The following is a 20,712-nucleotide window of genomic DNA, read 5'->3' on the forward strand; positions in this document are numbered from 1 at the left end:
GGTCAGCCTATCGGGCAGCATCTACACACATGACTTCGCGGTTTGTGCCCTACGCCACCACCCCCGGCCGACTCTTCGGACAGCTGATCAGCGACATCGTCATCGCGGTGTGGGTGTTGATCTGGCTGTTCGTCGGGATGGCCGTGCACTCGGCGGTGGCGACCATCGCGCAGGTGGGTCGCCAGGTGGAGGACGGGGCGAACGGCATCGCCGACAACCTCGAGTCGGCGGGAGACCAGACCAACGACGTGCCGCTGCTCGGCGACGCGCTGCGCGGTCCGCTCAACGCGGCGGGCGAGGCCGCACTCGACATCGCCAACGCCGGCCACAACCTCGACACCACCGCCTCGTGGCTGGCGTGGGTGCTCGCGCTGGCGGTCGCGTCGCCGCCGATCCTGGCGGTCGCGATGCCGTGGGTGTTCCTGCGGGTCCGGTTCGTGCGCCGCAAGTGGACCGCGATCACGCTGGCCGCCACGCCTGCGGGTCAGCAGTTGCTGGCCTTGCGGGCGTTGGCCAACCGCCCGCTGACCAAACTGGTCAGCGTCGACGCCGACCCGGTCGGGGCGTGGCGCAATCAGGACGTCTCGGCGATCCGCGGGCTGGCGTCGCTGGAACTGCGGGCCGCAGGGATCGCCCGCCACCTCTGACCGGGTGCAGCCGTCGAGTGTCGGGTTGTGTCACGCCTTCGGAGGGATCGCGTGACAGAACCCGACACTCGCACGAATCCGCGCCGGGATCACCGCAGTTCGACCACCATGTGCCGGATCCCGGTGTGCCGATTGCTGCGCGCCCATTCGACCGGCGCGACCAGCCGCACCGACGTGAACCGCGAGAGCAGCTCCTCGAACAGCACCCGCAGTTCGAGCCGCGCGAGGTTGGCGCCCAGGCAGTAGTGCACACCCTGGCCGAATCCCAGGTGCGGATTGGGTTTTCGCCCGATGTCGAACACGTCGGGGTCCGCGAACACCGCGGCGTCCCGGTTCGCCGACCCCTCCCAGACGAGCACCTTCTGCCCTGTCAGCACCCGGTTCCCGGCGAGTTCGGTGTCACGGGTCGCGGTGCGACGCTTCGACGGTGACGGCGACGTCCAGCGCACCATCTCCTCGATCGCGGTCGGCAGCAGCGACGAGTCGGCGCGCAGCGCGTCGAACGCGGCCGGATTCTCCATCAGCGCGAGCAGACCGCCGGCGATCGCATTGCGCGTGGTCTCCGCGCCTGCGCTGAACAGCAGATAGAAGAACAGGTACAGCTCGGCGTCGGACAGCCACGATTCGGCGGCGACCACCGACAGCATGTCGTCGCCGGGTTCGGCGCGCTTGCGCGCCACCAGGTCCGAGCCGTACGCGTACATGCGGGATCCGGCGTCCTCCACCGTCAACCGGTCGATGGAGGCCTTGCGCGAACCGCGGAAGTCGAAACCCGGCTCGACGGCCTCGAACAGCCAGTGCCGGTCGTCCTCCGGGACACCGAGCAGGATGCAGATCATCTGCATGGGCAGTTCGGCGGCGACCTGCGGCAGGAAGTCGAACGCCTCACCGTCGGCGACCTCGTCGAGCAGTGTCCTGGCCCGCTGCCGCAGATCGTCCTCCACGCGCGCGATCATGCGCGGGGTCAGACCCGAGTTCACCAGGCGGCGGATCTGTGAATGCCGCGGGTCGTCCATCATGTTGAGCACCTGACCGGCGATCGGCAGATCCTGGAGCAGGGTGCCGCCGTAGGGCCGTTCACCGCCGGTCACCGACGAGTACGTGTCCTCATCCCGCAGCACGGCAAGGGTTTCGGCGTACGTCGCGACCGACCAGAAGCCCTCCCCGTCGGGTGTGTGCTCGGTGGGTTCGTGCCAGTACACCGGCGCATCGCGGCGGTGGAGCGCGAACAGGTCGTGGGGGAACCCGTCCGCGAAGTTGTCCAGATCGGTGAAGTCGATCTGCGACAGCTCCGCCGCACGCGTCACAGGATGGCGCCCGAGGTGTACTTGGCGGCATCCGGATACCGGCCGACGAGTTCGTCGACCGCCTCGACGACGCGGTCCACCTGGTCACCGGCGGCCCCGCTGAACGCCTGCTTGTCCGCGAGCGCGTCCTCGAGCGCCACGCGGTCGAGCGGCAGGCGTGGATCGGCGGCCAGCCGGTCGAGCAGGTCGGGCTCCTGCCCCTTCTCCCGCATGGCCAGGGCGACGGCCACCGCGTGTTCCTTGATTACCTCGTGCGCGGTCTCGCGGCCGACCCCGGCCCGAACGGCGGCGATGAGGATGCGGGTGGTGGCCAGGAACGGCAGGTAGCGGTCGAGTTCGCGCTGGATGACGGCCGGGTAGGCGCCGAACTCGTCGAGCACGGTCAGGAACGTCTCGGTCTGCCCGTCGATCGCGAAGAACGCGTCGGGCAGCGCCACCCGTCGCACCACCGAGCAGAACACGTCGCCTTCGTTCCACTGCGCGCCGGCCAGTTCGGCGGCCATCGAGCCGTAGCCGCGCAGCACCACCTGCAGGCCGTTGACGCGTTCACACGACCGGGTGTTCATCTTGTGGGGCATGGCCGAGGATCCGACCTGGCCGGGTGCGAACCCCTCGGTCACCAGTTCGTGGCCGGCCATCAGCCGGATGGTGTGCGCCAGCGAGGACGGACCCGCGCCGAGCTGCACCAGGGCGGAGACGACGTCGTGGTCGAGCGAACGCGGGTACACCTGGCCGACGCTGGTGAAAACGTCTCGGAATCCGAGGAATTCGGCGACGCGCCGCTCGAGGTCGGCCAGTTTGCCGGTGTCCCCGCCGAACAGGTCGAGCATGTCCTGCGCGGTGCCCATCGGCCCCTTGATGCCGCGCAGCGGGTAACGCGCGATCAACTCTTCGACCCGCCCGAGCGCGAGCAGGGTCTCCTCGGCGGCGGAGGCGAACCGCTTGCCCAGTGTGGTGGCCTGCGCGGCGACGTTGTGGCTGCGGCCCGCCATCACCAGGTCGCGGTAGCTGACTGCCCGCTCGGCGAGCCGCGCGACCACCGCCACGCCGTGGGCGTGCACGAGCTCCAGTGAGCGGCGGATCTGCAGTTGTTCGACGTTCTCGGTGAGGTCGCGGCTGGTCATGCCCTTGTGCACGTGCTCGTGCCCGGCCAGCGCGTTGAACTCCTCGATGCGGGCCTTGACGTCGTGGCGGGTGACCCGTTCGCGCGCCGCGATCGACGCCAGGTCCACCTGTTCGAGAACGCGTTCGTAGTCGCCGATCACGCCGTCGGGCACGTCGACGCCGAGCTCTGTCTGGGCGCGCAGCACCGCCAGCCACAGCCGGCGCTCGGCGACGATCTTCGCTTCCGGCGACCAGATCGCCCGCATCTCCTCGCTGGCGTAGCGGTTGGCCAGCACGTTCGGGATCGTCACAGACACACAGCTTACGGCGCGGATCGGGCAGGCTGGTCACGTGTACTTCGTCGGGATCGACCTCGCGTGGGGTGAGCGCAGTCCCACCGGCGTTGCGGTCGCCGACTCCGGCGGCAGGCTGGTGCACCTGTCGGCCGCGACGACCGACGACGACATCCTGGCCCGCCTCGGGCCCTACACCGCCGGTGAGTGCCTGCTGGCGATCGACGCTCCCCTGGTCGTGACGAACCCGAGCGGGAACCGGCCGTGCGAGGCGGCGCTCAACCGCGACTTCCGCGCCTTCGAGGCCGGTTGCCACCCGTCGAACACCGGCCATCCCTGGTTCGCCGCGGGCAGCCGCGGCGCCCGGTTGGCCGCGGCGCTGGACCGGCCCGCCGTCGAGGTCTATCCGCACGCCGCGACGGTGGCACTGTTCGGGTTGCCGAAGACGTTGAAGTACAAGCAGAAACCCGGACGCGACGTGGCGCAGTTGCGGGGCGAACTGCTCCGGCTGATGTCCCTGGTCGAATCGCTCGCCGCGGCCGACCCGCCGCTCGACGTGGCGGGCGACGCGACGTGGCGCACGCTGCGGACAGCCGTGCAGGCGGCGACGCGCAAGTCCGAACTGCGGCGGGCCGAGGACCCGGTCGACGCGGTCGTCTGCGCCTACGTCGCGCTGTACGCCACCCGCCGACCGGCCGACGTGACCACCTACGGCGACGACACCACCGGCTCGATCGTGACGCCGACGCTCAGTCCGACCGCTCCGCCAGGTGGGTCGGGTCGGTGATCCCGGCGTCGGGGATGCCGAGCCTGCGGTTGATCAGCCTGTTGATGAAGAAGAGCACGATCCCGATCGCGACGAGGATCAGCGCCACGTAGTACTGCTGGGCGGAGCGGCCGGAGAAGGGCAGCACCAGATACAGCGACGCGATGAAGCCGATGATCGGCAACACCGTGGGCGTCGTGAAGTGCCCGCCACCGGCCTTCACGTCGCGCCGCAGTCGCAGCACCGCGACGTTGACGACGGCGAACACCGCCAGCAGCAGCAACGACGTCGTGCCCCCGAGCACCGAGATGGCACTGCTGCTGGCGAACACGCTCACGTAGAAGATGAGGCCGAACGCGATCAGCGTGGTGAACACGATGGCCACCCAGGGCGTCAGCCGCCGGGGGTGGACGGTGCCCAGAACCGGCGGCAGCACGTGCTGTCGGGCCATCCCGTAGATCAGCCGGCTGGCCATCAGCATGTTGATCAACGCGGTGTTGGAGACCGCGAACATCGAGATGAAGGGGAAGAGGTCGTCGATCGGCAGGCTGGGCGCCCCGGCCTTGACCACCTCGACCAACGGGGTGTCGCTCTCGGCGAGTTCGCCGACGGGCACCAGCGCCACCGCGACGACGGCGACGAGCATGTAGACGATGCCGGCGATGGTCAGCCCGGAGAGCAGCACCTTCGGGAAGGTCTTGGCCGGATCCTTGGTCTCCTCGGCCATGTTCACCGAATCCTCGAAGCCGACCATCGCGAAGAACGCGAGGGAGGTCGCGGCGGTGACGGCCATGAACGCGTTCTTGTCGTCGTCGGTGTCAAAGGCCACGACGCGGGAGAAGTCGACGTCTCCGCCGCGGGTGAACGCCCACAGGCCCACGAAGAGGACGAGCATGAGGCCGGTGGCCTCGATGATGGTCAGGACGACGTTGAGTTTGATGCTCTCGCCGACGCCCCGGAAGTTCACCGCCGCCAGGATGGCCATGAACCCGAGGGCGACGGCGGCCACACCTCCGGTGCCCCAGTCGAGGCCGAAGCCCTCGATGAGGTTGGCACCGAAGAACCGTGATGCGGTCGAGGCCGACGTGATGCCCGAGCACATCACCACGAAGGCGACCAGGAACGTGATGAACTGCAGTCCGAAAGCCTTGTGCGCGTAGAGCGCAGCCCCGGCCGCCTGCGGATACTTGGTGACCAGCTCGAGGTAGCTGAACGCGGTGACGGTGGCGATGAGGAAGGCCACCAGGAACGGAAGCCACGCTGCCCCACCGACTTCGGCGGCCACGTCACCGGTCAGCGCGTAGACGCCGGTGCCGAGGATGTCGCCGACGACGAACAACAGCAGCAGCCCGGGGCCCATCACCCGGCGTAGCTCGGGCTGCTCCCTGACCGTGTCTGGCTGGCTCATGCGCTCCTCCGTCACTGTTGCTCGGTCATCATCATCGGGCAGCGACGACCTCGTCGCAGCATCATTGCCGCAATCGTTGCCGGGTGCGCGCTCACCCCACCGGGGCGAGGACGTCGATGACGTCGATCAGGGTGGCCCGTGCGGTCGCGCGCGGACCGTCCCCGTCACCGACCAGGGCGGCGACCACGGCGCCGTCGACGGCGCAGACGAGTGCGGTGAGGAAATCCGCGCGCACCGTCCGGCCGGAGCGTTCCATCACCGCGACCACCGCATCGGTGCGCTGCCGCAGGATGCGCCGCTGGACGTCGCGCAGCGCGGGCTGGCGGGCGCACGCGATGTAGCGCTCGTAGCGGGAGATCAACTCCTCGCTGCCGCGGGCCCCGGGTGCGTCGTCACCGAGTAACAGATCCACCAACACATCCGCGGTGGATTCCGCGCCGCGACGGCGCCGCGACAACGCCGCCACCCGTTCCTGCAGGCGCTCGGCCTCCCGGGTTCCCTCGTACTCGACGGCCTTGACGATCAGGTCGTCCAGCGACGAGAAGTAGTACGTCGTCGACGCCAGCGGCAGCCCCGCCCGGCGCGCGACCGCGCGGTGCCGGACGGCGTCGAATCCCCCTTCACACAGCAGATCAGCGGCCGCGCTGACCAGCGCGTACCGCCTGCGTTCCCCCTTGGGAGTGACTGCTGCCGTCACGGTTAGCATGCTGCCAGCCACCCGGGTTGGGCATCGTCGTTTCGCGCAAACCCCAGGCTTTCTTCAGGCAGGGCGACCGCGGGCCGGGCCGCGCTGTTCCGGTGGCAAGATGGCCGCCATGTCCGCGTCCCTGAGTCGTCGCGCCGCCCTGCGCCTCGCCGCGGGTGCCGCCGCGGGCGCGGCCGGTGCCCACGCGCTGGCCGCGGCCGCCCCCGCCGCGGCGTCCCCCACCTACCGCGCCGGGTCGTTCGTCTCGGCCGCCCGCGGTGGCGTCGAGACCAACTGGGCGATCGCCCGGCCACCCGGCCAGACGACTGCGCTACATCCGGTGATCGCGCTGCACGGCAAGGGCGCCGACGCGGCCCAGGTGATGGCGGGCGGGGTCGAGCGTGGTCTGGCGGAAGCGGTCGCCGCCGGGCTCCCGCCGTTCGCGGTCGTGGCCGTCGACGGCGGCGGAAGTTATTGGCACAGACGGGCTTCCGGGGAGGATTCCGGGGCCATGGTGCTCGACGAGCTGATCCCCATGCTCGACGGCGAGGGCCTCGACACGTCGCGGGTCGGGTTCCTCGGCTGGTCGATGGGCGGGTACGGAGCCCTGCTGCTGGGCGCCAGGCTGGGGCCCGAGCGCACCGCGGCGATCTGCGCGGTCAGCCCGGCGCTGTGGACGTCGGCGGGTGCGAGTGCTCCCGGTGCGTTCGACGGCGCCGACGACTACGCCGCCAACAGTGTCTGGGGCCGTCCGGAGCTGGCGTCGATCCCGATCCGGATCGACTGCGGCACATCGGATCCGTTCTACTCGGCGACCGAGCAGTTCATCGCGCAGCTGCCGAATCCACCGGCAGGCGGGTTCTCCCCCGGCGGGCACGACGTCGGGTTCTGGAGTGCGCAGCTGCCCGCGGAGATCACGTGGATGGCGCCTCTCGTCAGCGCTTAGACGCTGATCCTGCCTTCGGCAGCCGCCTGCCCGATGTCGCTGCGGAAGTGGCTGCCGGGCAGGCGGATCGAGGACAGCGTCGAGTACGCGGCGGCCCTGGCGGCGTCGAGGTCGGCGCCGGTGCCCACCACTGACAGCACCCGGCCGCCCGACGACACGGTGGCGCCGTCGTCGCGGCGGGCGGTGCCTGCGTGCAGGACGCCGTCGGCGTCGGCGCCGGTGATCACGTCACCGACGCGGGGCCGTCCGGGATAGTTCTCGGCGGCCACGACCACTGTCACGGCGGCGCCGTCGCGCCACTGCAGGTCCGGGAACTCCGCGAGCCGCCCGGTCGCCGCCGCGTGCAGGAGCTGTCCGAGCGGGGACTCGAGCAGCGCCAGCACCGACTGCGTCTCCGGGTCGCCGAAGCGGCAGTTGAACTCGACGACGGCCGGTCCGCGCGACGTGATCGCCAGGCCGGCGTACAGCAGGCCGGAGAACGGACTACCCCGGTGAACGAGCTCCGCGGCAACGGGTTTGACGATCTCGTCGACGATCCGGGTGTAGACCTCGCCGGGCAGCCACGGCAGCGGGGCGTAGGCGCCCATACCGCCGGTGTTGGGCCCGGTGTCGCCGTCACCGACGCGTTTGAAGTCCTGGGCAGCCAGCAGCGGCACCACGGTCTCGCCGTCGACGACGCAGAACAGCGACACCTCGGGACCGTCCAGGAACGACTCGAGCAGAACCGGGTGGCCGGAGTCGAGCAGGCCTGCGGCGTGGGCTCGGGCCGCGTCGCGGTCGGCGGTCACCACCACACCCTTGCCCGCGGCGAGTCCGTCGTCCTTCACCACCCACGCGGCCTCGCCGGCGGGTGGGCCGAAGCGGTCGAGCGCGGCGTCGAGGTGGCCGGGGTTGTCGACGATCTCGCTGGCCGCGGTGCGCACCCCGGCGGCGTTCATCACGTCCTTGGCGAAGGCCTTCGAACCCTCGATGCGGGCCGCGTCGCGGCTGGGGCCGAAGCACGCGATCCCGGCGGCGCGCACGGCGTCGGCGACGCCCAGCACCAGCGGCACCTCGGGTCCGATGACCACCAGGTCTGCGCCGACCCGGCGGGCGAGGTCGGCGACGGCCTCACCCGAGGTGATGTCGACGTCGTGTTGTTCGGCGAGCGCGGCCGTGCCCGGGTTGCCCGGCGCCACCGCCAGCGCCTCGACCTCGGGGTCGCGGCGCAACGCCAGCAGCAGGGCATGTTCACGGGCACCGGATCCGATTACCAGGACGCGCACATGTGCACCCTAAACCCCGAGCCGGGCATACAGATCACGACAGAGTGTATGGTCGTCGGTGAGCGTGTTCAGCGTCACATGAGAGGCGGCCATCATGACGACCATGGAGAGCCGATGCCCCTTCGGCCCCGGATTCGACTTCACCGATCCCGACGTCCTGCTCGGGGGTATCCCGGTCAACGAGTTCGCGCAACTGCGCAAGACCGCGCCGGTCTGGTGGAACGAGCAGGAGGAGTCGATCTTCGACGACGGCGGCTACTGGGTGATCAGCCGTCACGAGGACATCAAGGCGATCTCGCGCAACGGTGACCTGTGGTCGACCAACGCCAAGGGCGCCGTGATGCGCCTGCCCGAGGGTGTCACCGCCGAACAGCTCGACCTCACCAAGGCGTTGCTGATCAACCACGACGCACCGGAACACACCCGGCTGCGCAAGATCGTGTCGCGGTTGTTCACCCCGCGCGCCGTCGCCGCGCTCGAGGAGAAGCTGGCGGTGTCCGCGCGTCAGATCGTCGCGGCCGCCCGGGAACGCGACTCCGGCGATTTCGTCGACGACATCGCGATGCCCTTGCCGCTGCAGGCGATCGCCGACCTGATCGGTGTTCCGGAGGCCGACCGGGAGAAGCTCTTCCACTGGACGAACTGCATCATGAACACCGACGACCCGGACTTCGACTCCGATCCCACGGTCGCCAACGCCGAGCTGATGGGCTACGCCTACACCATGGCCGAGGAGCGCAGGCGCTGCCCGGCCGACGACATCGTCACGAAGCTTGTGCAGGCCGACGTGGGAGGGGAAGGCGGTGAGTCGCTCGGCGACATCGAATTCGCGTTCTTCGTCATTTTGCTCGCCGTGGCAGGCAACGAGACCACCCGCAACGCGATGACCCACGGGATGAACGCGTTCTTCGACCACCCCGACCAGTGGGAGCTCTACAAACGGGAACGGCCCGAGACCGCCGTCGACGAGATCGTGCGGTGGGCCACCCCGGTGCACTGCTTCCAGCGCACCGCGCTGGCCGACGTCGAACTCGGTGGAGTCACGATCCGCGCGGGCCAGCGCGCCGGCCTGTTCTACAGTTCGGCGAACTTCGACGACGCCGTCTTCGAGTCACCCTTCGACTTCGACATCCTGCGCGACCCCAACCCCCATCTCGGGTTCGGTGGCAACGGGGCGCACTACTGCATCGGCGCCAACCTGGCCCGCATGGAAATCAAGCTGATCTTCAGCGAGCTGGCCGACCAGATTCCGGACATCGCGAAACTGGGTGAACCGCAACGGCTGCGGTCCGGCTGGATCAACGGGGTCAAGGAGATGCCGGTCAGCTACCGGGGCTGAGGAGGGCCCCAAGTAGCATCTGCGCATGCGCACCCACGGCTGGTCGGGTTCGGCGCCTGCCAGCGACGAGGAAGCCGTCGAACGAATTCTGGCCGCCGCCGGCCGGGCGATCGACGAACGCGGAGCCGATCTGAGCATCGCCGATGTCGCCCGCACCCTCGGCGTCACCCGCCAGACGGTCTACCGGTACTTCCCCAGCACCGAGGCGTTGCTGGTGGAGGCGGCGGTCCATGCCGCGGCCGGTTTCCTCGACCGGCTGGCCGAGCACGTGCGGGGCATCACCGAACCCGCGGACGCGGTGACGGAGGCCATCGCCACGGCGTTGGAGTGGCTGCCCGAGGACAAGCACATCGGCCTGCTGGTCACACCCGGGCGCGCCGACGCCCATTCGGAATCGGTCACCTCCGACGTGGCGTTGCAGTTCGCCGAGGCGATGGTCCGGCGCTTCGACGTCGACTGGACGGGGCTCGGGTTCAGCGAACACGACCTCGACGAGCTGGCCGAGTATCTGCTGCGCATCATCCAGTCGTTCGTCATCGACCCGGGCCGCCCGCCACGCACCGGCGACGCGCTGCGCGAGTATCTGCGTCGCTGGGTCGGCGCCGCGGTGCGCCGCTGACGCGGTGCAAAACGCCGAGGCTGCGGTGAGATCACCTTTACAAGGGTTTTCGTGATCTCACCGCAGTCCCGGCGGGGGACTCGAGCGGTCAGCGGGTGGTGACGTAGACGACGCGGTCGTCGTTGTCGTAGCGGACCGAGACGATGCTGGACTGGTCGAGCGGCTTGTTCATGCCCTGCTGGGTGACGCGGACCTGGTAGCCGCGGTCGTCCAGGCTGCTGATGGTGTCGGCGGCGTTTCCCGGCCCGGAGGGGGCGGCCTGGGCGGGAGCGGCGAAGGCCAGGAATCCGGTGGCCAGTCCGCCGGCGATGATGGTGGCGAATCCGAACTTGTTCATGTCCGTACCTCTTCGTGTCCGTTCGGTCTGGAGGGATTTCCTGGCCGGTCTGACTGCAACAACCTGCAGGTCAGGGCCATCCATCCCGTTGGCAGTGATTGACCGACGGTTGGCAGAAAGTGATCGGAACACCCCGCCGAGACTGCTACCAGATCACGAGATATCCGCAGAAGAGTGATCTCACCGCAGTCTAGAAGGCGGTCGGAGTTCAGACGACGGTCAGCGGCAACGACTTTCGTGGCTGGAACGTGAACTCCGCCCCTCCGCTGAACTTGCACACCTCGACCTCCGGCAGTTCCTTGGCCGCGGTGTCGGTCGCGATCACGCGCACGGTCCAGTCGCTCTCGGTACCGGAGACCTCGGCCCGCAGATGGGGGTCCACCGCCTGCACGATGGCCTGCAGCGGCAGGTCGACGGCCGGGGAGACCAGCGAGATCCACGAGCCGTCCTCGTGGGCCGGCGACGGGCGCACATGCAGGAAGCCGGGGTCCACGTCTGCCCAGACGTAGGCGGCCGGGTTCAGCAGGGGGTGCAGCTCGAGCACCCGCAGCGCACCCTTGACGTCCTTGGACAGGTTGAGCGCCTTGTGAATACGCTCGGCCGCTACGCCGGCGATGCCGATGAGCTGCTTGGTGCGGATCGTCCGCTCCAACGCCGCATCGTCTTTCGTACGCGCCTGGATCGCGAGGTTGAACGACAGCACCAGCAGGTGCATCTGCAGGCACACCTCGTCGGCGATGCGCACCAGCGCCGAATGCGAGAACGCACCGAAGTCGAGGTCGGACAGCAACGGGCCCGAATAGTCGGCCATGCCTTCGTCGTCCGGGTCGATCGGCGCCAGCTCGGTGTGATAGGCGCGGCTGGCGCCCACGATGTCGAGCTGCGGGATGAAGTCGACCTCGGGATAGGACTCGTCGATGATCACCGTCCACCGGCAGTGCGGATGACGGTCGGCCGGTGTGCGCGGTGGACGGTGGATCGGGCGCACCTGGCACCGACGGTTGGTGGCCAGCGCGGTGGCGTCGAACGTCGGATCCTCGATGTCGTGGCACATACCGCGGACGTAGTCCTCGCCCATCGGCTCGACGTCGAGCAGCGCGCCGCAGTGGTCGAGGTGGAATTCGCCGTGCCAGCGGTCGTGCACCGTGTAGCGGAAGTCCATGAACTGCGGCGGCGCCCCGATGTCGAGCTGCAGCCCCTTGAAGATCGTGATGACGTCGACGCCCTCGTACTTCAACGCCTTCTGCATCCGCTTGGTGTAGAGCGGGCTGGAGCCGGCCCACTCCTCGATCGCGATCTGCAGCATCTCCTCGCGGCCGAAATTCGATATGCACCAGGCCATTCCGGACCGGTCGATCAGCTGGCCGATCAACAGCAACTCGGGCACCAGCGTGGCGAGTTCCTCACGCGAGAGCGCGGCGTACCTACTCATCATCGAGCGAGTTCCCCGTGTTCATCTTCACCGCGGCGTTGACGTTGGCCTTCCGGTCCTCGCCCTGACCCTTCTCGGCGGCCTTGCGCCGCTTCGCGGCGACCTTGGAGATGGTGCCGTTGAGACCGGAGCCCAGCGGGAACCCGACGTACTGGGTCAGGAAGATGGCCATCTCCTTGAGTTCCTCTTCGGTCAGTTCCTCGTTGAGCAGGGCCGCGTTGACCTGCACTTCGGCAAGGTCCTGCAGGCCGAGTGCGGTGACCACCGACAGCGTCATCAGTCGCTTGTCCCGCATCGACAGGCCCGGCTTGGTCCAGATGGTGCCGAAGAGGTGGTCGACGGTGAGGTCGAAGTACGGATCGCCTTCGATGTTCGGCATCTCCCACCCGTACACCTCGTTCATCTTCTCGAGGCCTTTGCGGCGCAACTCGTCCATCGGCTACTCCTCTTCGCTCGACTCCACGTGCGGCACTCCGAGACCGTCCGCGAGATTGTCCAGTGCCACTTTCGCCAGGGGCAGGTTCACCGACACCTTCTCACCCAGCGCGAGGGCGAGGCTCAAGTCCTTCTCGCCGAGACCGCGGGCGTGCAGGAACGACTCGTAGAGGAAGTTGTCGTGATCCAGCGGAGTCATCGTGTCGCGCACCATGATCGCGCCGGGCCCACTGGTCAGCGCGTCGGTGTGGCGCACCACGCGACCGAGTTGCTGCAGGTCGATGCCGGCCTGTTCGGCCAGCCGCATGGCCTCACACGCCGCGGCGTATCCGGTGAAGGTCAGCATGTTGCGCGCCAGCTTCATCCGCGTACCCGCGCCCGGTTCGCCCGCGTGGACGACCATCGACGCGAACTGCTTGAACGCCGGCTTGATCCGCTCGTAGACCTCGCGGTCGGCGCCGACCATGACCGCCAGCTCACCCTTCTGCGCCGCCGCGCCACCTCCGGAGACCGGGGCGTCGACCACGTGGACGCCGTTCCCCCGCAACTCCTCAGCGAGTTCGACGGCCGTCTCCGGACTGATCGTCGAGTGGATCGCGATCACCGTGCCCGGCCTGACCCGCGGCGCGAGTTCGCCGACGACGGTGCGCACCTGTGCGTCGTTGAGGACGGTGATGCTGATGATGTCGGCCGCCGCGACGTCGGCGACACTGTCGGCGGGCGTCGCACCGGCCTCGACCAGCGGCGCCATGGCGCCGGCGCGCACGTCGAACACGATCAGCCCGCCCGGCCAGCCGGTCAGCCGCGTGGCCATCGGCGCACCCATGTTGCCCAGCCCGATGTAGCCGTACTTGAGTTCTGTCACGTGTGCCCTCTGTTCTTCGCGCAAGCGCTCATCACCGGATGATCTGGCCGCCGTCGACGTTGAAGATCTGGCCGGTCACCCACTTGGCCTGATCCGAGAGCAGGAACAGGCACATGCCGACCAGGTCCTCGGGCTGCCCCATCCGCGACAGCGGGATGCCCTTGACGATGTCGGCGACCATCTCCTGCGGTGTCGTGGTCCGGTTGGCCTCGGTGTCGATGGGCCCGGGTGCGATCGCGTTGACCCGGATGTTCTGTCCGCCGAGTTCGGTGGCCAGCTGCTGGGTCAGGCCGTTGATGCCGACCTTGGCCAGACCGTAGAAGTTCGAGTACAACCACGCCGCGGTCGACGACTGGTTGACGATCGCGCCGCCACCGCGTTTGGCCATCTTGCGGTAGACCGCGCGGGTGCACACCAGCGCGCCGTCGAGGTTCACGCTCATGAACTTCTTGTAGTAGTCCCAGTCGACGGTGATGAGGAAGTCGAGTTTCATGCCGCCGAAGATCGCGGCGTTGTTGACCAGGTAGTCGATGCCGCCGAACTCCGAGAGCGTCTGGGCGGCCATCTCTTTGGCGGAATCCGGCTCGGAGACGTCGACGCGCACGGCCAGGGCATTGCCACCCTCGCCCTTGATGCCGTCGGCCACCTTCTGGGCGCCTTCGACGTTGATGTCGGCGACCACCACCGCGGCGCCCTCCCTCGTCAGCGCCTCGGCGTACGCCTGGCCGATGCCGCCGCCCGCACCGGTCACGATCGCGACCTTGTCCTTGAACTCGTCGCCGTAGTTGACCATCGAAGCTCCTTAATTCGCTGCCGTCGCAATGAGTTTGATCTCGGTGTACTCCTCGAAGCCGGCCACACCCATCTCACGGCCGATCCCGGACTGCTTGTAGCCGCCGAACGGCGCGTCCGCGGAGTACCAGATGCCGCCGTTGACGTTGACGGTGCCGACCCGCAGTCGCGCGGCGACCGCCTGGGCGCGCTCGTCGTCACCGCTGAACACCGTGCCGCTCAATCCGTAGGGCGAGTCGTTGGCGATGCGGACGGCGTCGTCGTCACCGTCGTGGGCGATCACCGTCAGCACCGGGCCGAAGATCTCCTCACGGGCCACGCGGGCGCTGTTGTCGAGCCCCGCGATCACCGTCGGCTCGATGAAGAATCCGGTGTCGCGGTCGGCCGGACGCCCACCGCCGCAGGCGAATCGGCCACCCTCCTGCAGTGCCAGGTCGAGGTAGCCCTGGATCCGATCGCGCTGGCGGGCCGAGATCACCGGCCCGCAGACGGTGCGCTTGCTGGTCGGGTCGCCCGGTCGGATGGACCCCATGGTGGCCGCTGCCGCCTCGACGGCCTCGTCGTACGTGGCGCGCGGCACCACCAGGCGGGTCGTGATCGCGCAACCCTGCCCTGCGTGCATCGCGGCGGTGAACGCCGCCATCGAGCAGGCGCCGGCCAGGTCGGCGTCGTCGAGCACCAGGAACGCCGACTTGCCGCCGAGTTCGAGGAACACCTTCTTGATGGTCGCGGCGGCGTCGGTCATGACGGCGCGTCCGGTCGCCGTCGACCCGGTGAACGACACCATGTCGACCCGCGGATCCTGCGACAGCAGCGCACCGACGCCGTGGTCGCCGGAGGTGACGACGTTGATCACACCGGGCGGGAAATCGGTGTGTTCGGCGATGATCTCGCCGACGGCCGCCGCGCACCACGGGGTGTCCGGTGCGGGTTTGAGGATCAGCGTGTTGCCCGCGGCCAGCGCCGGCCCGACCTTGGCGAGGTTGATCTGATGCGGGAAGTTCCACGGCGTGATGGCGCCGACGACGCCGGCGGCCTCGCGGGCCAGCGTGCGCCGGGTGGGGATGCCCTGCGGGGTGGCGTGTCCGAGATCGGTGCGCCACTCGTAACTTTCGGCGGTGTCCGCGGCGAAGGCGAGGTCGTCGATCGGCCCCTCGAGTTGCGCGCCGGCGGTCAGCATCCGGGGCGCACCGACCTCGGCGATGGTCAGTTCCCGCATCTCTTCCACGTGTTCGCGCAGCGCGTCCTTGAGCTGACGCAGGCAGCGCACCCGCAACTCGGTGTTCGTCGACCAGTCGGTGTCGTCGAAAGCCGTGCGCGCCGCCGCGATGGCACGGCCCATGTCGTCGGAGTCGGCGTCGGCCGCCACGCCGAGGACTTCTTCGGTGGCCGGGTTCACGGTGGGGAACGTCCCCGCGGCGCCCGCGACCAGCTTTCCGTCGATGAGCAGCCGGCTCTCGCCGTTGGCCAGTATCGCCATCCGCACTCCCACTCCCCTTCACTGGACAACTGTCCGGCGGTCTTTCCTCGAACCTTAGACGCCGATCCATCCAGGTGGCAAGCACTCGACACTTGAAAACAACGCTTGCCCCGCTCCCTTCCGGTCGGCTAACTTGGACATGTGTCCAGCGATGCAGTGGCTGCGGTCCCCGAGGTGCCGCGCAACCGCCGGCAGGAGGAGACCTTCCGCAAGGTGTTGTCCGCCGGGGTCGAGATGCTGCGCGAATCGTCGTATGCCGACCTGACGGTCCGCGCCGTGGCGGCGCGCGCGAAGGTCGCCCCGGCCACCGCCTACACGTACTTCTCGTCGAAGAACCACCTGATCGCCGAGGTCTACCTCGACCTGATCCGCCAGGTGCCCTACTTCACCGATGTCAACGACAGCATGATGACGCGCGTGGACAAGGCCCTGCGCAGCATGACGCTGATCCTTGCCGACGAACCCGAGGTCGCGGCCGCCTGCACCACCGCGCTGCTGAGCAACAGCGACGCCGCCGTCCGCACGGCCCGTGACCGTATCGGCGCCGAGATCCACAAGCGCATCACCTCCGCCATCGGGCCCGGCGCCGAACCCCGCAAGGTGTCGGCGCTGGAGATGACGTTCTTCGGCGCGTTGGTCAACGCCGGCAGCGGCGCCTTCACCTACCACCAGATCGCCGACCGCTTGACCTACGTCGTCGGGCTCGTCCTCGGAGAGGACCAATGACAGAAGCCTCGGAGAGGACCAATGACAGAGGTCTCGGGAGGACCGATGACAGATGCTTGGGAGACGCACAGTGACGACCACTGACGTGACACTCGACCCGTACGACTACGACTTCCACGAAGATCCGTACCCGTACTACCAGCGGTTGCGCGACGACGCTCCGCTCTACCGCAACGAGGAACTGGGCTTCTGGGCGCTGTCGCGCCATGCCGACGTGCTGCAGGGCTTCCGTAACAGCACCACGCTGTCGAACAAGTTCGGCGTCTCACTGGATCCGGCGTCGCGGGGTCCGCACGCGTCGAAGACGATGTCGTTCCTGGCGATGGACGATCCCGACCATCTGCGGTTGCGCACGCTGGTCTCCAAGGGCTTCACCCCGCGGCGCATCCGCGAACTCGAACCGCGCGTCACCGAGATCGCGGTCCAGCACCTGGACGCGATGCTCGAGAACGCCGGCGACGGAACCGTGGACTACGTCGACGAATTCGCCGGCAAACTGCCCATGGACGTCATCTCGGAGTTGATGGGTGTCCCCGCCGCCGACCGCGTGCAGGTGCGGGCCTGGGCGGACGCGGTGATGCACCGCGAGGAGGGCGTCACCGACGTCCCCGCCTCCGCGGTGGAGGCGTCGCTGAACCTCATCGTCTACTACCAGGAGATGGTGGCCGAGCGGCGCAAGAAGCTGACCGACGACCTGACCTCGGCGCTGCTGGAGGCCGAGATCGACGGGGACAGCCTCACCGACGACGAGATCATCGGCTTCATGTTCCTGATGGTCATCGCCGGTAACGAGACGACCACCAAACTGCTTGCCAACGCGGCATTCTGGGGGCACCGCAACCCCGACCAGCTGGCGCCGGTGTATCAGGACCTCGACCGCGTTCCCCTCTGGGTGGAGGAGACGCTGCGCTACGACACGTCGAGCCAGATCCTGGCCCGCACCGTCGCCGGTGAGCTCACGCTCTACGACACCCGGATCCCCGACGGCGACGTGTTGCTGCTGCTGCCCGGGTCGGCGCACCGAGACGAGCGTGTCTTCGACAAGCCCGACGACTACGTCATCGGACGCGAGATCGGGTCCAAGCTCATGAGTTTCGGTAGCGGAGCGCACTTCTGTCTCGGTGCGCACCTGGCGCGTATGGAGGCGCGCGTGGCGCTGGCCGAGTTGTTCAAGCGCATCCGCGGATACGAGGTGGACGAGGCCAACGCGGTCCGCGTCCACTCGAGCAATGTGCGTGGATTCGCCCACCTTCCGATACACGTGGAGATTCGCTGATGCCCCGTTTTGATCCCCTGCCCGACCGTCGCCCCGCGCTGGTGGCCGGCGCCTCCTCCGGCATCGGCGCGGCGACCGCGATCGAGCTTGCCGCGCGCGGCTTCCCGGTGGCACTCGGAGCCCGCAGGGTAGAGAAGTGCCAGGAGATCGTCGACACCATCCGCGCCGAGGGCGGCGAGGCCATCGCGGTACACCTCGACGTCACCGATCCGGATTCGGTGAAGGCCGCCGTGGAGCAGACGACTTCCGAGCTCGGCGACATCGAGGTGTTGGTCGCCGGCGCCGGCGACACGTACTTCGGCAAGCTGGCCGACATCAGCACCGAACAGTTCGAATCCCAGGTGCAGATCCATCTGATCGGCGCCAACCGCGTGGCCTCGGCGGTGCTGCCCGGCATGATCGCTCGTCGGCGCGGCGATCTCATCTTCGTCGGATCCGATGTGGCGCTGCGTCAGCGGCCGCACATGGGCGCCTACGGCGCCGCCAAGGCCGCCCTGGTCGCGATGGTCACCAACCTGCAGATGGAACTCGAGGGCACCGGCGTGCGCGCCTCGATCGTCCATCCCGGACCGACGAAGACGTCGATGGGCTGGAGCCTGCCCGCCGAGCTGATCGGGCCGGCGCTCGAGGACTGGGCCAAGTGGGGTCAGGCACGGCACGACTACTTCCTGCGCGCCGCGGATCTGGCCCGGGCCATCACGTTCGTCGCCGAGACCCCCCGCGGCGGCTTCATCGCGAACATGGAACTGCAGCCCGAGGCCCCGCTCGCGGACGGCCCCGAGGAACGCCGGCAGCTGAAGCTCAACGAGGAGAATCTGACGTGACCACCGCAGTCGTGCCCCGGGTCTCCGGCGGCGAAGAAGAACACGGCCATCTCGAGGAGTTCCGCACCGATCCGATCGGCCTGATGAAGCGGATCCGCGAGGAGTGCGGTGACGTCGGCTGGTTCCAACTCGTCGACAAGCACGTCATCCTGCTCTCCGGCGCCGAGGCCAACGAGTTCTTCTTCCGTTCCGCCGACGAGGATCTCGACCAGGCCGAGGCGTACCCGTTCATGACGCCGATCTTCGGCAAGGGGGTGGTGTTCGACGCCAGCCCGGAACGACGCAAGGAGATGCTGCACAACTCCGCGCTGCGCGGCGAGCACATGAAGAGCCACGCCGCGACCATCGAGGGCGAAGTCACCAAGATGATCGCCGACTGGGGCGACGAGGGCGAGATCGAGCTGTTGGACTTCTTCGCGGAGTTGACCATCTACACCTCGACCGCGTGCCTGATCGGCCTGAAGTTCCGCGAGCAGCTCGACCACCGCTTCGCCGAGTACTACCACGAACTCGAACGCGGCACCGACCCGCTGTGCTACGTCGATCCCTACCTGCCGATCGAGAGCTTCCAGCGCCGCGACGAAGCTCGGGTGAAACTCGTTGCGCTGGTTCAGGAGATCATGAACCAGCGGGTGGCGAACCCCCCGAAGGACAAGTCCGACCGTGACATGCTCGACGTGCTGGTCTCGATCAAGGACGAGGAGGGCAATCCGCGCTTCTCCGCCGACGAGGTCACCGGCATGTTCATCTCGCTGATGTTCGCCGGCCACCACACGAGTTCGGGGACCTCGTCCTGGACGCTGATCGAACTGATCCGTCACCCCGAGATCTACGCCGAGGTGCAGCAGGAGCTCGACGACCTGTACGCCGACGGCCAGGAGGTGAGTTTCCACGCGCTGCGCCAGATTCCGAAGCTGGACAACGTGGTCAAGGAGACCCTGCGGCTGCACCCCCCGCTGATCATCCTGATGCGGGTCGCCCAGGGCGAGTTCGAGGTCGCCGGATTCCCCATCCACAAGGGCGATTTCGTGGCCGCCTCGCCCGCCATCAGCAACCGGATCCCCGAGGACTTCCCGGATCCCGATGCGTTCAGGCCCGACCGTTACGACAAGCCCGAGCAGGCGGACGTCGTGAACCGGTGGACCTGGATCCCGTTCGGTGCGGGTCGCCACCGGTGCGTCGGAGCGGCGTTCGCCACGATGCAGATCAAGGCGATCTTCTCGGTGTTGTTGCGGGAGTACGACTTTGAGATGGCACAGCCGGCCGAGAGCTACCGCAACGACCACTCCAAGATGGTGGTGCAGTTGGAGCGTCCGGCGAAGGTCCGCTACCGCAGGCGTGTGAAGGACTGAGCAGATGGGTTGCTATCGAGTGGAACTCGACTCCGACCTGTGCCAGGGCCATGCGATGTGCGAGCTCGAGGCACCGGATGTGTTCTCGGTGCCCAAGCGCGGAATCGTCGAGATCCTCGACACCGAACCACCCGACGACCTCCGTGAGGATGTCGAGCGGGCCGTCGACATGTGCCCGACCAGGGCACTGTCCATTGTGGAGAAGGAGAACTGACAATGGCGTCACGCGAGGAACTCGAGGATTGGGTCGAGCGCTGGCTCAAGGCCAATCAGGACGCGGAGGCGGCCGGTGACTGGAAACCGCTGGCGGAGTTCTACACCGACGACGCCACCTACGGCTGGAACATCGGCCCCAAGGAAGACGTCATGTGCGTCGGCAAGAAAGAGATCGCCGAGATCGCCCTCGGCCTGGAGATGGAGGGCCTGGAGAACTGGGTCTACGAGTACCAGAGGACGCTGATCGACGAGAAGCAGAACGAGATCGTCGGATTCTGGAAGCAGATCGCCAACAGAAGCGACGGCACCCGTGCGGAGATCTACGGCATCGGCGGCAGTTGGTTCCGGCTCAACGACCAACTGCTCATCGAGTGGCAGCGCGACTTCTTCGACTTCGGCCACGTGGCGAAGGGGTACGCGAAGCTGATCGAGTCCGGGGACCTCACCCCGACCATGCAGAAGCGCATCGAGCGGTCGCTGTCGGGTGAGAGGCTGCCCGGCTACTACCCGCTGGGGCAGTCACCCGTCCCGATCTGGTGACCCCGGCGACGGATGTGTAGTTTGACACCCGTCGAGAGATCCGCTGAGATCCACGTCA

The 20,712-nt window shown here is 68.2% G+C and carries 22 protein-coding genes; 11 read left to right on the forward strand and 11 right to left on the reverse strand.

Features of this window, described 5'->3' with window-relative positions; genetic code table 11:
- The first annotated feature begins 29 nt into the window (after window positions 1–29).
- The gene (locus tag AU196_RS00355; RefSeq protein ID WP_059093107.1) at window positions 30–647 is read left to right on the forward strand and encodes a hypothetical protein; all 618 of its coding nucleotides are present in this window, start codon (window positions 30–32) and stop codon (window positions 645–647) included.
- A gap of 89 nt (window positions 648–736) precedes the next feature.
- Here the strand turns inward: AU196_RS00355 and AU196_RS00360 are convergent, their stop codons facing one another.
- On the reverse strand, window positions 737–1,954 hold the full coding sequence (locus AU196_RS00360) for a cytochrome P450 (RefSeq protein ID WP_059093108.1): 1,218 nt from the start codon (window positions 1,952–1,954) through the stop codon (window positions 737–739).
- The gene (gene purB / locus AU196_RS00365) at window positions 1,951–3,369 is read right to left on the reverse strand and encodes an adenylosuccinate lyase (RefSeq protein ID WP_059093109.1); all 1,419 of its coding nucleotides are present in this window, start codon (window positions 3,367–3,369) and stop codon (window positions 1,951–1,953) included. The genes AU196_RS00360 and purB overlap by 4 nt, the downstream gene beginning before the upstream one ends.
- Before the next feature lie 40 nt (window positions 3,370–3,409).
- Here purB and AU196_RS00370 point away from each other — a divergent pair, with 40 nt between their 5' ends.
- The gene (locus tag AU196_RS00370) at window positions 3,410–4,138 is read left to right on the forward strand and encodes a DUF429 domain-containing protein (protein WP_059093110.1); all 729 of its coding nucleotides are present in this window, start codon (window positions 3,410–3,412) and stop codon (window positions 4,136–4,138) included.
- On the opposite strand, the gene AU196_RS00375 is transcribed toward AU196_RS00370, so the two are convergent.
- Together AU196_RS00375 and AU196_RS00380 are read right to left on the reverse strand one after the other, a co-directional pair.
- Window positions 4,101–5,525: an APC family permease gene (locus tag AU196_RS00375; protein WP_059093386.1), complete on the reverse strand. Its 1,425-nt coding sequence runs from the start codon at window positions 5,523–5,525 to the stop codon at window positions 4,101–4,103. The genes AU196_RS00370 and AU196_RS00375 overlap by 38 nt on opposite strands.
- A 91-nt stretch (window positions 5,526–5,616) precedes the next feature.
- Window positions 5,617–6,231, reverse strand: coding sequence for a TetR/AcrR family transcriptional regulator (locus AU196_RS00380; RefSeq protein WP_059093111.1), 615 nt, complete (start codon window positions 6,229–6,231; stop codon window positions 5,617–5,619).
- 100 nt (window positions 6,232–6,331) lie between these two features.
- Between AU196_RS00380 and AU196_RS00385 the strand changes: the two genes are divergently transcribed.
- A complete protein-coding gene (locus AU196_RS00385) occupies window positions 6,332–7,156 on the forward strand; it encodes an alpha/beta hydrolase (protein WP_059093112.1) in 825 nt (274 codons plus the stop codon).
- Here the strand turns inward: AU196_RS00385 and purD are convergent.
- Window positions 7,153–8,421, reverse strand: coding sequence for a phosphoribosylamine--glycine ligase (purD, locus tag AU196_RS00390; protein ID WP_059093113.1), 1,269 nt, complete (start codon window positions 8,419–8,421; stop codon window positions 7,153–7,155). The two genes, AU196_RS00385 and purD, sit on opposite strands and share 4 nt — an antisense overlap.
- Before the next feature lie 94 nt (window positions 8,422–8,515).
- Here purD and AU196_RS00395 point away from each other — a divergent pair, with 94 nt between their 5' ends.
- Both AU196_RS00395 and AU196_RS00400 read left to right on the forward strand, forming a co-directional pair.
- Window positions 8,516–9,760, forward strand: coding sequence for a cytochrome P450 (locus tag AU196_RS00395; RefSeq protein ID WP_059093114.1), 1,245 nt, complete (start codon window positions 8,516–8,518; stop codon window positions 9,758–9,760).
- 25 nt (window positions 9,761–9,785) lie between these two features.
- Window positions 9,786–10,379: a TetR/AcrR family transcriptional regulator gene (locus AU196_RS00400; RefSeq protein WP_059093115.1), complete on the forward strand. Its 594-nt coding sequence runs from the start codon at window positions 9,786–9,788 to the stop codon at window positions 10,377–10,379.
- Between the two features lie 88 nt (window positions 10,380–10,467).
- Here AU196_RS00400 and AU196_RS00405 read toward each other — a convergent pair whose 3' ends face one another.
- From AU196_RS00405 to AU196_RS00430, 6 genes are all read right to left on the reverse strand, one after another.
- Window positions 10,468–10,716 (reverse strand): hypothetical protein, encoded by a 249-nt coding sequence (locus AU196_RS00405; protein ID WP_059093116.1) that lies wholly within the window; start codon window positions 10,714–10,716, stop codon window positions 10,468–10,470.
- A 208-nt stretch (window positions 10,717–10,924) separates the two neighbouring features.
- Window positions 10,925–12,151, reverse strand: a complete 1,227-nt coding sequence (locus tag AU196_RS00410) for a hypothetical protein (RefSeq protein ID WP_059093117.1) — start codon at window positions 12,149–12,151, stop codon at window positions 10,925–10,927.
- Complete coding sequence (locus AU196_RS00415) at window positions 12,141–12,584, reverse strand: carboxymuconolactone decarboxylase family protein (protein WP_059093118.1); 444 nt, start codon at window positions 12,582–12,584, stop codon at window positions 12,141–12,143. The genes AU196_RS00410 and AU196_RS00415 overlap by 11 nt, the downstream gene beginning before the upstream one ends.
- Before the next feature lie 3 nt (window positions 12,585–12,587).
- Window positions 12,588–13,448, reverse strand: a complete 861-nt coding sequence (locus AU196_RS00420; protein ID WP_059093119.1) for an NAD(P)-dependent oxidoreductase — start codon at window positions 13,446–13,448, stop codon at window positions 12,588–12,590.
- Window positions 13,449–13,479: 31 nt separating this feature from the next.
- Window positions 13,480–14,241 (reverse strand): SDR family oxidoreductase, encoded by a 762-nt coding sequence (locus AU196_RS00425; RefSeq protein WP_059093120.1) that lies wholly within the window; start codon window positions 14,239–14,241, stop codon window positions 13,480–13,482.
- Window positions 14,242–14,250: 9 nt separating this feature from the next.
- The gene (locus tag AU196_RS00430) at window positions 14,251–15,720 is read right to left on the reverse strand and encodes an aldehyde dehydrogenase (protein WP_059093121.1); all 1,470 of its coding nucleotides are present in this window, start codon (window positions 15,718–15,720) and stop codon (window positions 14,251–14,253) included.
- 141 nt (window positions 15,721–15,861) lie between these two features.
- Between AU196_RS00430 and AU196_RS00435 the strand changes: the two genes are divergently transcribed.
- The 6 genes from AU196_RS00435 to AU196_RS00460 all read left to right on the forward strand — a co-directional run bounded on the left by AU196_RS00435 (window position 15,862) and on the right by AU196_RS00460 (window position 20,654).
- Window positions 15,862–16,446, forward strand: coding sequence for a TetR family transcriptional regulator (locus AU196_RS00435; RefSeq protein ID WP_059093122.1), 585 nt, complete (start codon window positions 15,862–15,864; stop codon window positions 16,444–16,446).
- A 70-nt stretch (window positions 16,447–16,516) separates the two neighbouring features.
- Window positions 16,517–17,722 carry a cytochrome P450 gene (locus tag AU196_RS00440; RefSeq protein ID WP_502687194.1) on the forward strand — a complete coding sequence of 402 codons (1,206 nt, stop codon included), beginning with the start codon at window positions 16,517–16,519 and terminating at the stop codon, window positions 17,720–17,722.
- The gene (locus AU196_RS00445) at window positions 17,722–18,546 is read left to right on the forward strand and encodes an SDR family oxidoreductase (RefSeq protein WP_059093124.1); all 825 of its coding nucleotides are present in this window, start codon (window positions 17,722–17,724) and stop codon (window positions 18,544–18,546) included. Before AU196_RS00440 ends, AU196_RS00445 begins: the two co-directional genes overlap by 1 nt.
- Window positions 18,543–19,898, forward strand: coding sequence for a lanosterol 14-alpha demethylase (cyp51, locus tag AU196_RS00450; RefSeq protein WP_059093125.1), 1,356 nt, complete (start codon window positions 18,543–18,545; stop codon window positions 19,896–19,898). The genes AU196_RS00445 and cyp51 overlap by 4 nt, the downstream gene beginning before the upstream one ends.
- A 4-nt stretch (window positions 19,899–19,902) precedes the next feature.
- Window positions 19,903–20,112, forward strand: coding sequence for a ferredoxin (locus AU196_RS00455; protein WP_059093126.1), 210 nt, complete (start codon window positions 19,903–19,905; stop codon window positions 20,110–20,112).
- 2 nt (window positions 20,113–20,114) lie between these two features.
- Window positions 20,115–20,654 carry a nuclear transport factor 2-like protein gene (locus tag AU196_RS00460; protein ID WP_059093127.1) on the forward strand — a complete coding sequence of 180 codons (540 nt, stop codon included), beginning with the start codon at window positions 20,115–20,117 and terminating at the stop codon, window positions 20,652–20,654.
- Window positions 20,655–20,712 lie beyond the last annotated feature (58 nt).

This window comes from Mycobacterium sp. IS-1742, assembly GCF_001500125.1.
Lineage (GTDB): Bacteria > Actinomycetota > Actinomycetes > Mycobacteriales > Mycobacteriaceae > Mycobacterium.

What these genes read in the sequence shown, in the direction of transcription:
- AU196_RS00355 (WP_059093107.1), top strand. Translation starts at nt 30, where the DNA reads ATGACTTCGCGGTTTGTGCCCTACGCCACCACCCCCGGCCGACTCTTC.
- AU196_RS00375 (WP_059093386.1), bottom strand. Translation starts at nt 5,525, where the DNA reads ATGAGCCAGCCAGACACGGTCAGGGAGCAGCCCGAGCTACGCCGGGTG.
- AU196_RS00380 (WP_059093111.1), bottom strand. Translation starts at nt 6,231, where the DNA reads ATGCTAACCGTGACGGCAGCAGTCACTCCCAAGGGGGAACGCAGGCGG.
- AU196_RS00385 (WP_059093112.1), top strand. Translation starts at nt 6,332, where the DNA reads ATGGCCGCCATGTCCGCGTCCCTGAGTCGTCGCGCCGCCCTGCGCCTC.
- AU196_RS00395 (WP_059093114.1), top strand. Translation starts at nt 8,516, where the DNA reads ATGACGACCATGGAGAGCCGATGCCCCTTCGGCCCCGGATTCGACTTC.
- AU196_RS00400 (WP_059093115.1), top strand. Translation starts at nt 9,786, where the DNA reads ATGCGCACCCACGGCTGGTCGGGTTCGGCGCCTGCCAGCGACGAGGAA.
- AU196_RS00405 (WP_059093116.1), bottom strand. Translation starts at nt 10,716, where the DNA reads ATGAACAAGTTCGGATTCGCCACCATCATCGCCGGCGGACTGGCCACC.
- AU196_RS00410 (WP_059093117.1), bottom strand. Translation starts at nt 12,151, where the DNA reads ATGATGAGTAGGTACGCCGCGCTCTCGCGTGAGGAACTCGCCACGCTG.
- AU196_RS00415 (WP_059093118.1), bottom strand. Translation starts at nt 12,584, where the DNA reads ATGGACGAGTTGCGCCGCAAAGGCCTCGAGAAGATGAACGAGGTGTAC.
- AU196_RS00425 (WP_059093120.1), bottom strand. Translation starts at nt 14,241, where the DNA reads ATGGTCAACTACGGCGACGAGTTCAAGGACAAGGTCGCGATCGTGACC.
- AU196_RS00430 (WP_059093121.1), bottom strand. Translation starts at nt 15,720, where the DNA reads ATGGCGATACTGGCCAACGGCGAGAGCCGGCTGCTCATCGACGGAAAG.
- AU196_RS00445 (WP_059093124.1), top strand. Translation starts at nt 17,722, where the DNA reads ATGCCCCGTTTTGATCCCCTGCCCGACCGTCGCCCCGCGCTGGTGGCC.
- AU196_RS00455 (WP_059093126.1), top strand. Translation starts at nt 19,903, where the DNA reads ATGGGTTGCTATCGAGTGGAACTCGACTCCGACCTGTGCCAGGGCCAT.
- AU196_RS00460 (WP_059093127.1), top strand. Translation starts at nt 20,115, where the DNA reads ATGGCGTCACGCGAGGAACTCGAGGATTGGGTCGAGCGCTGGCTCAAG.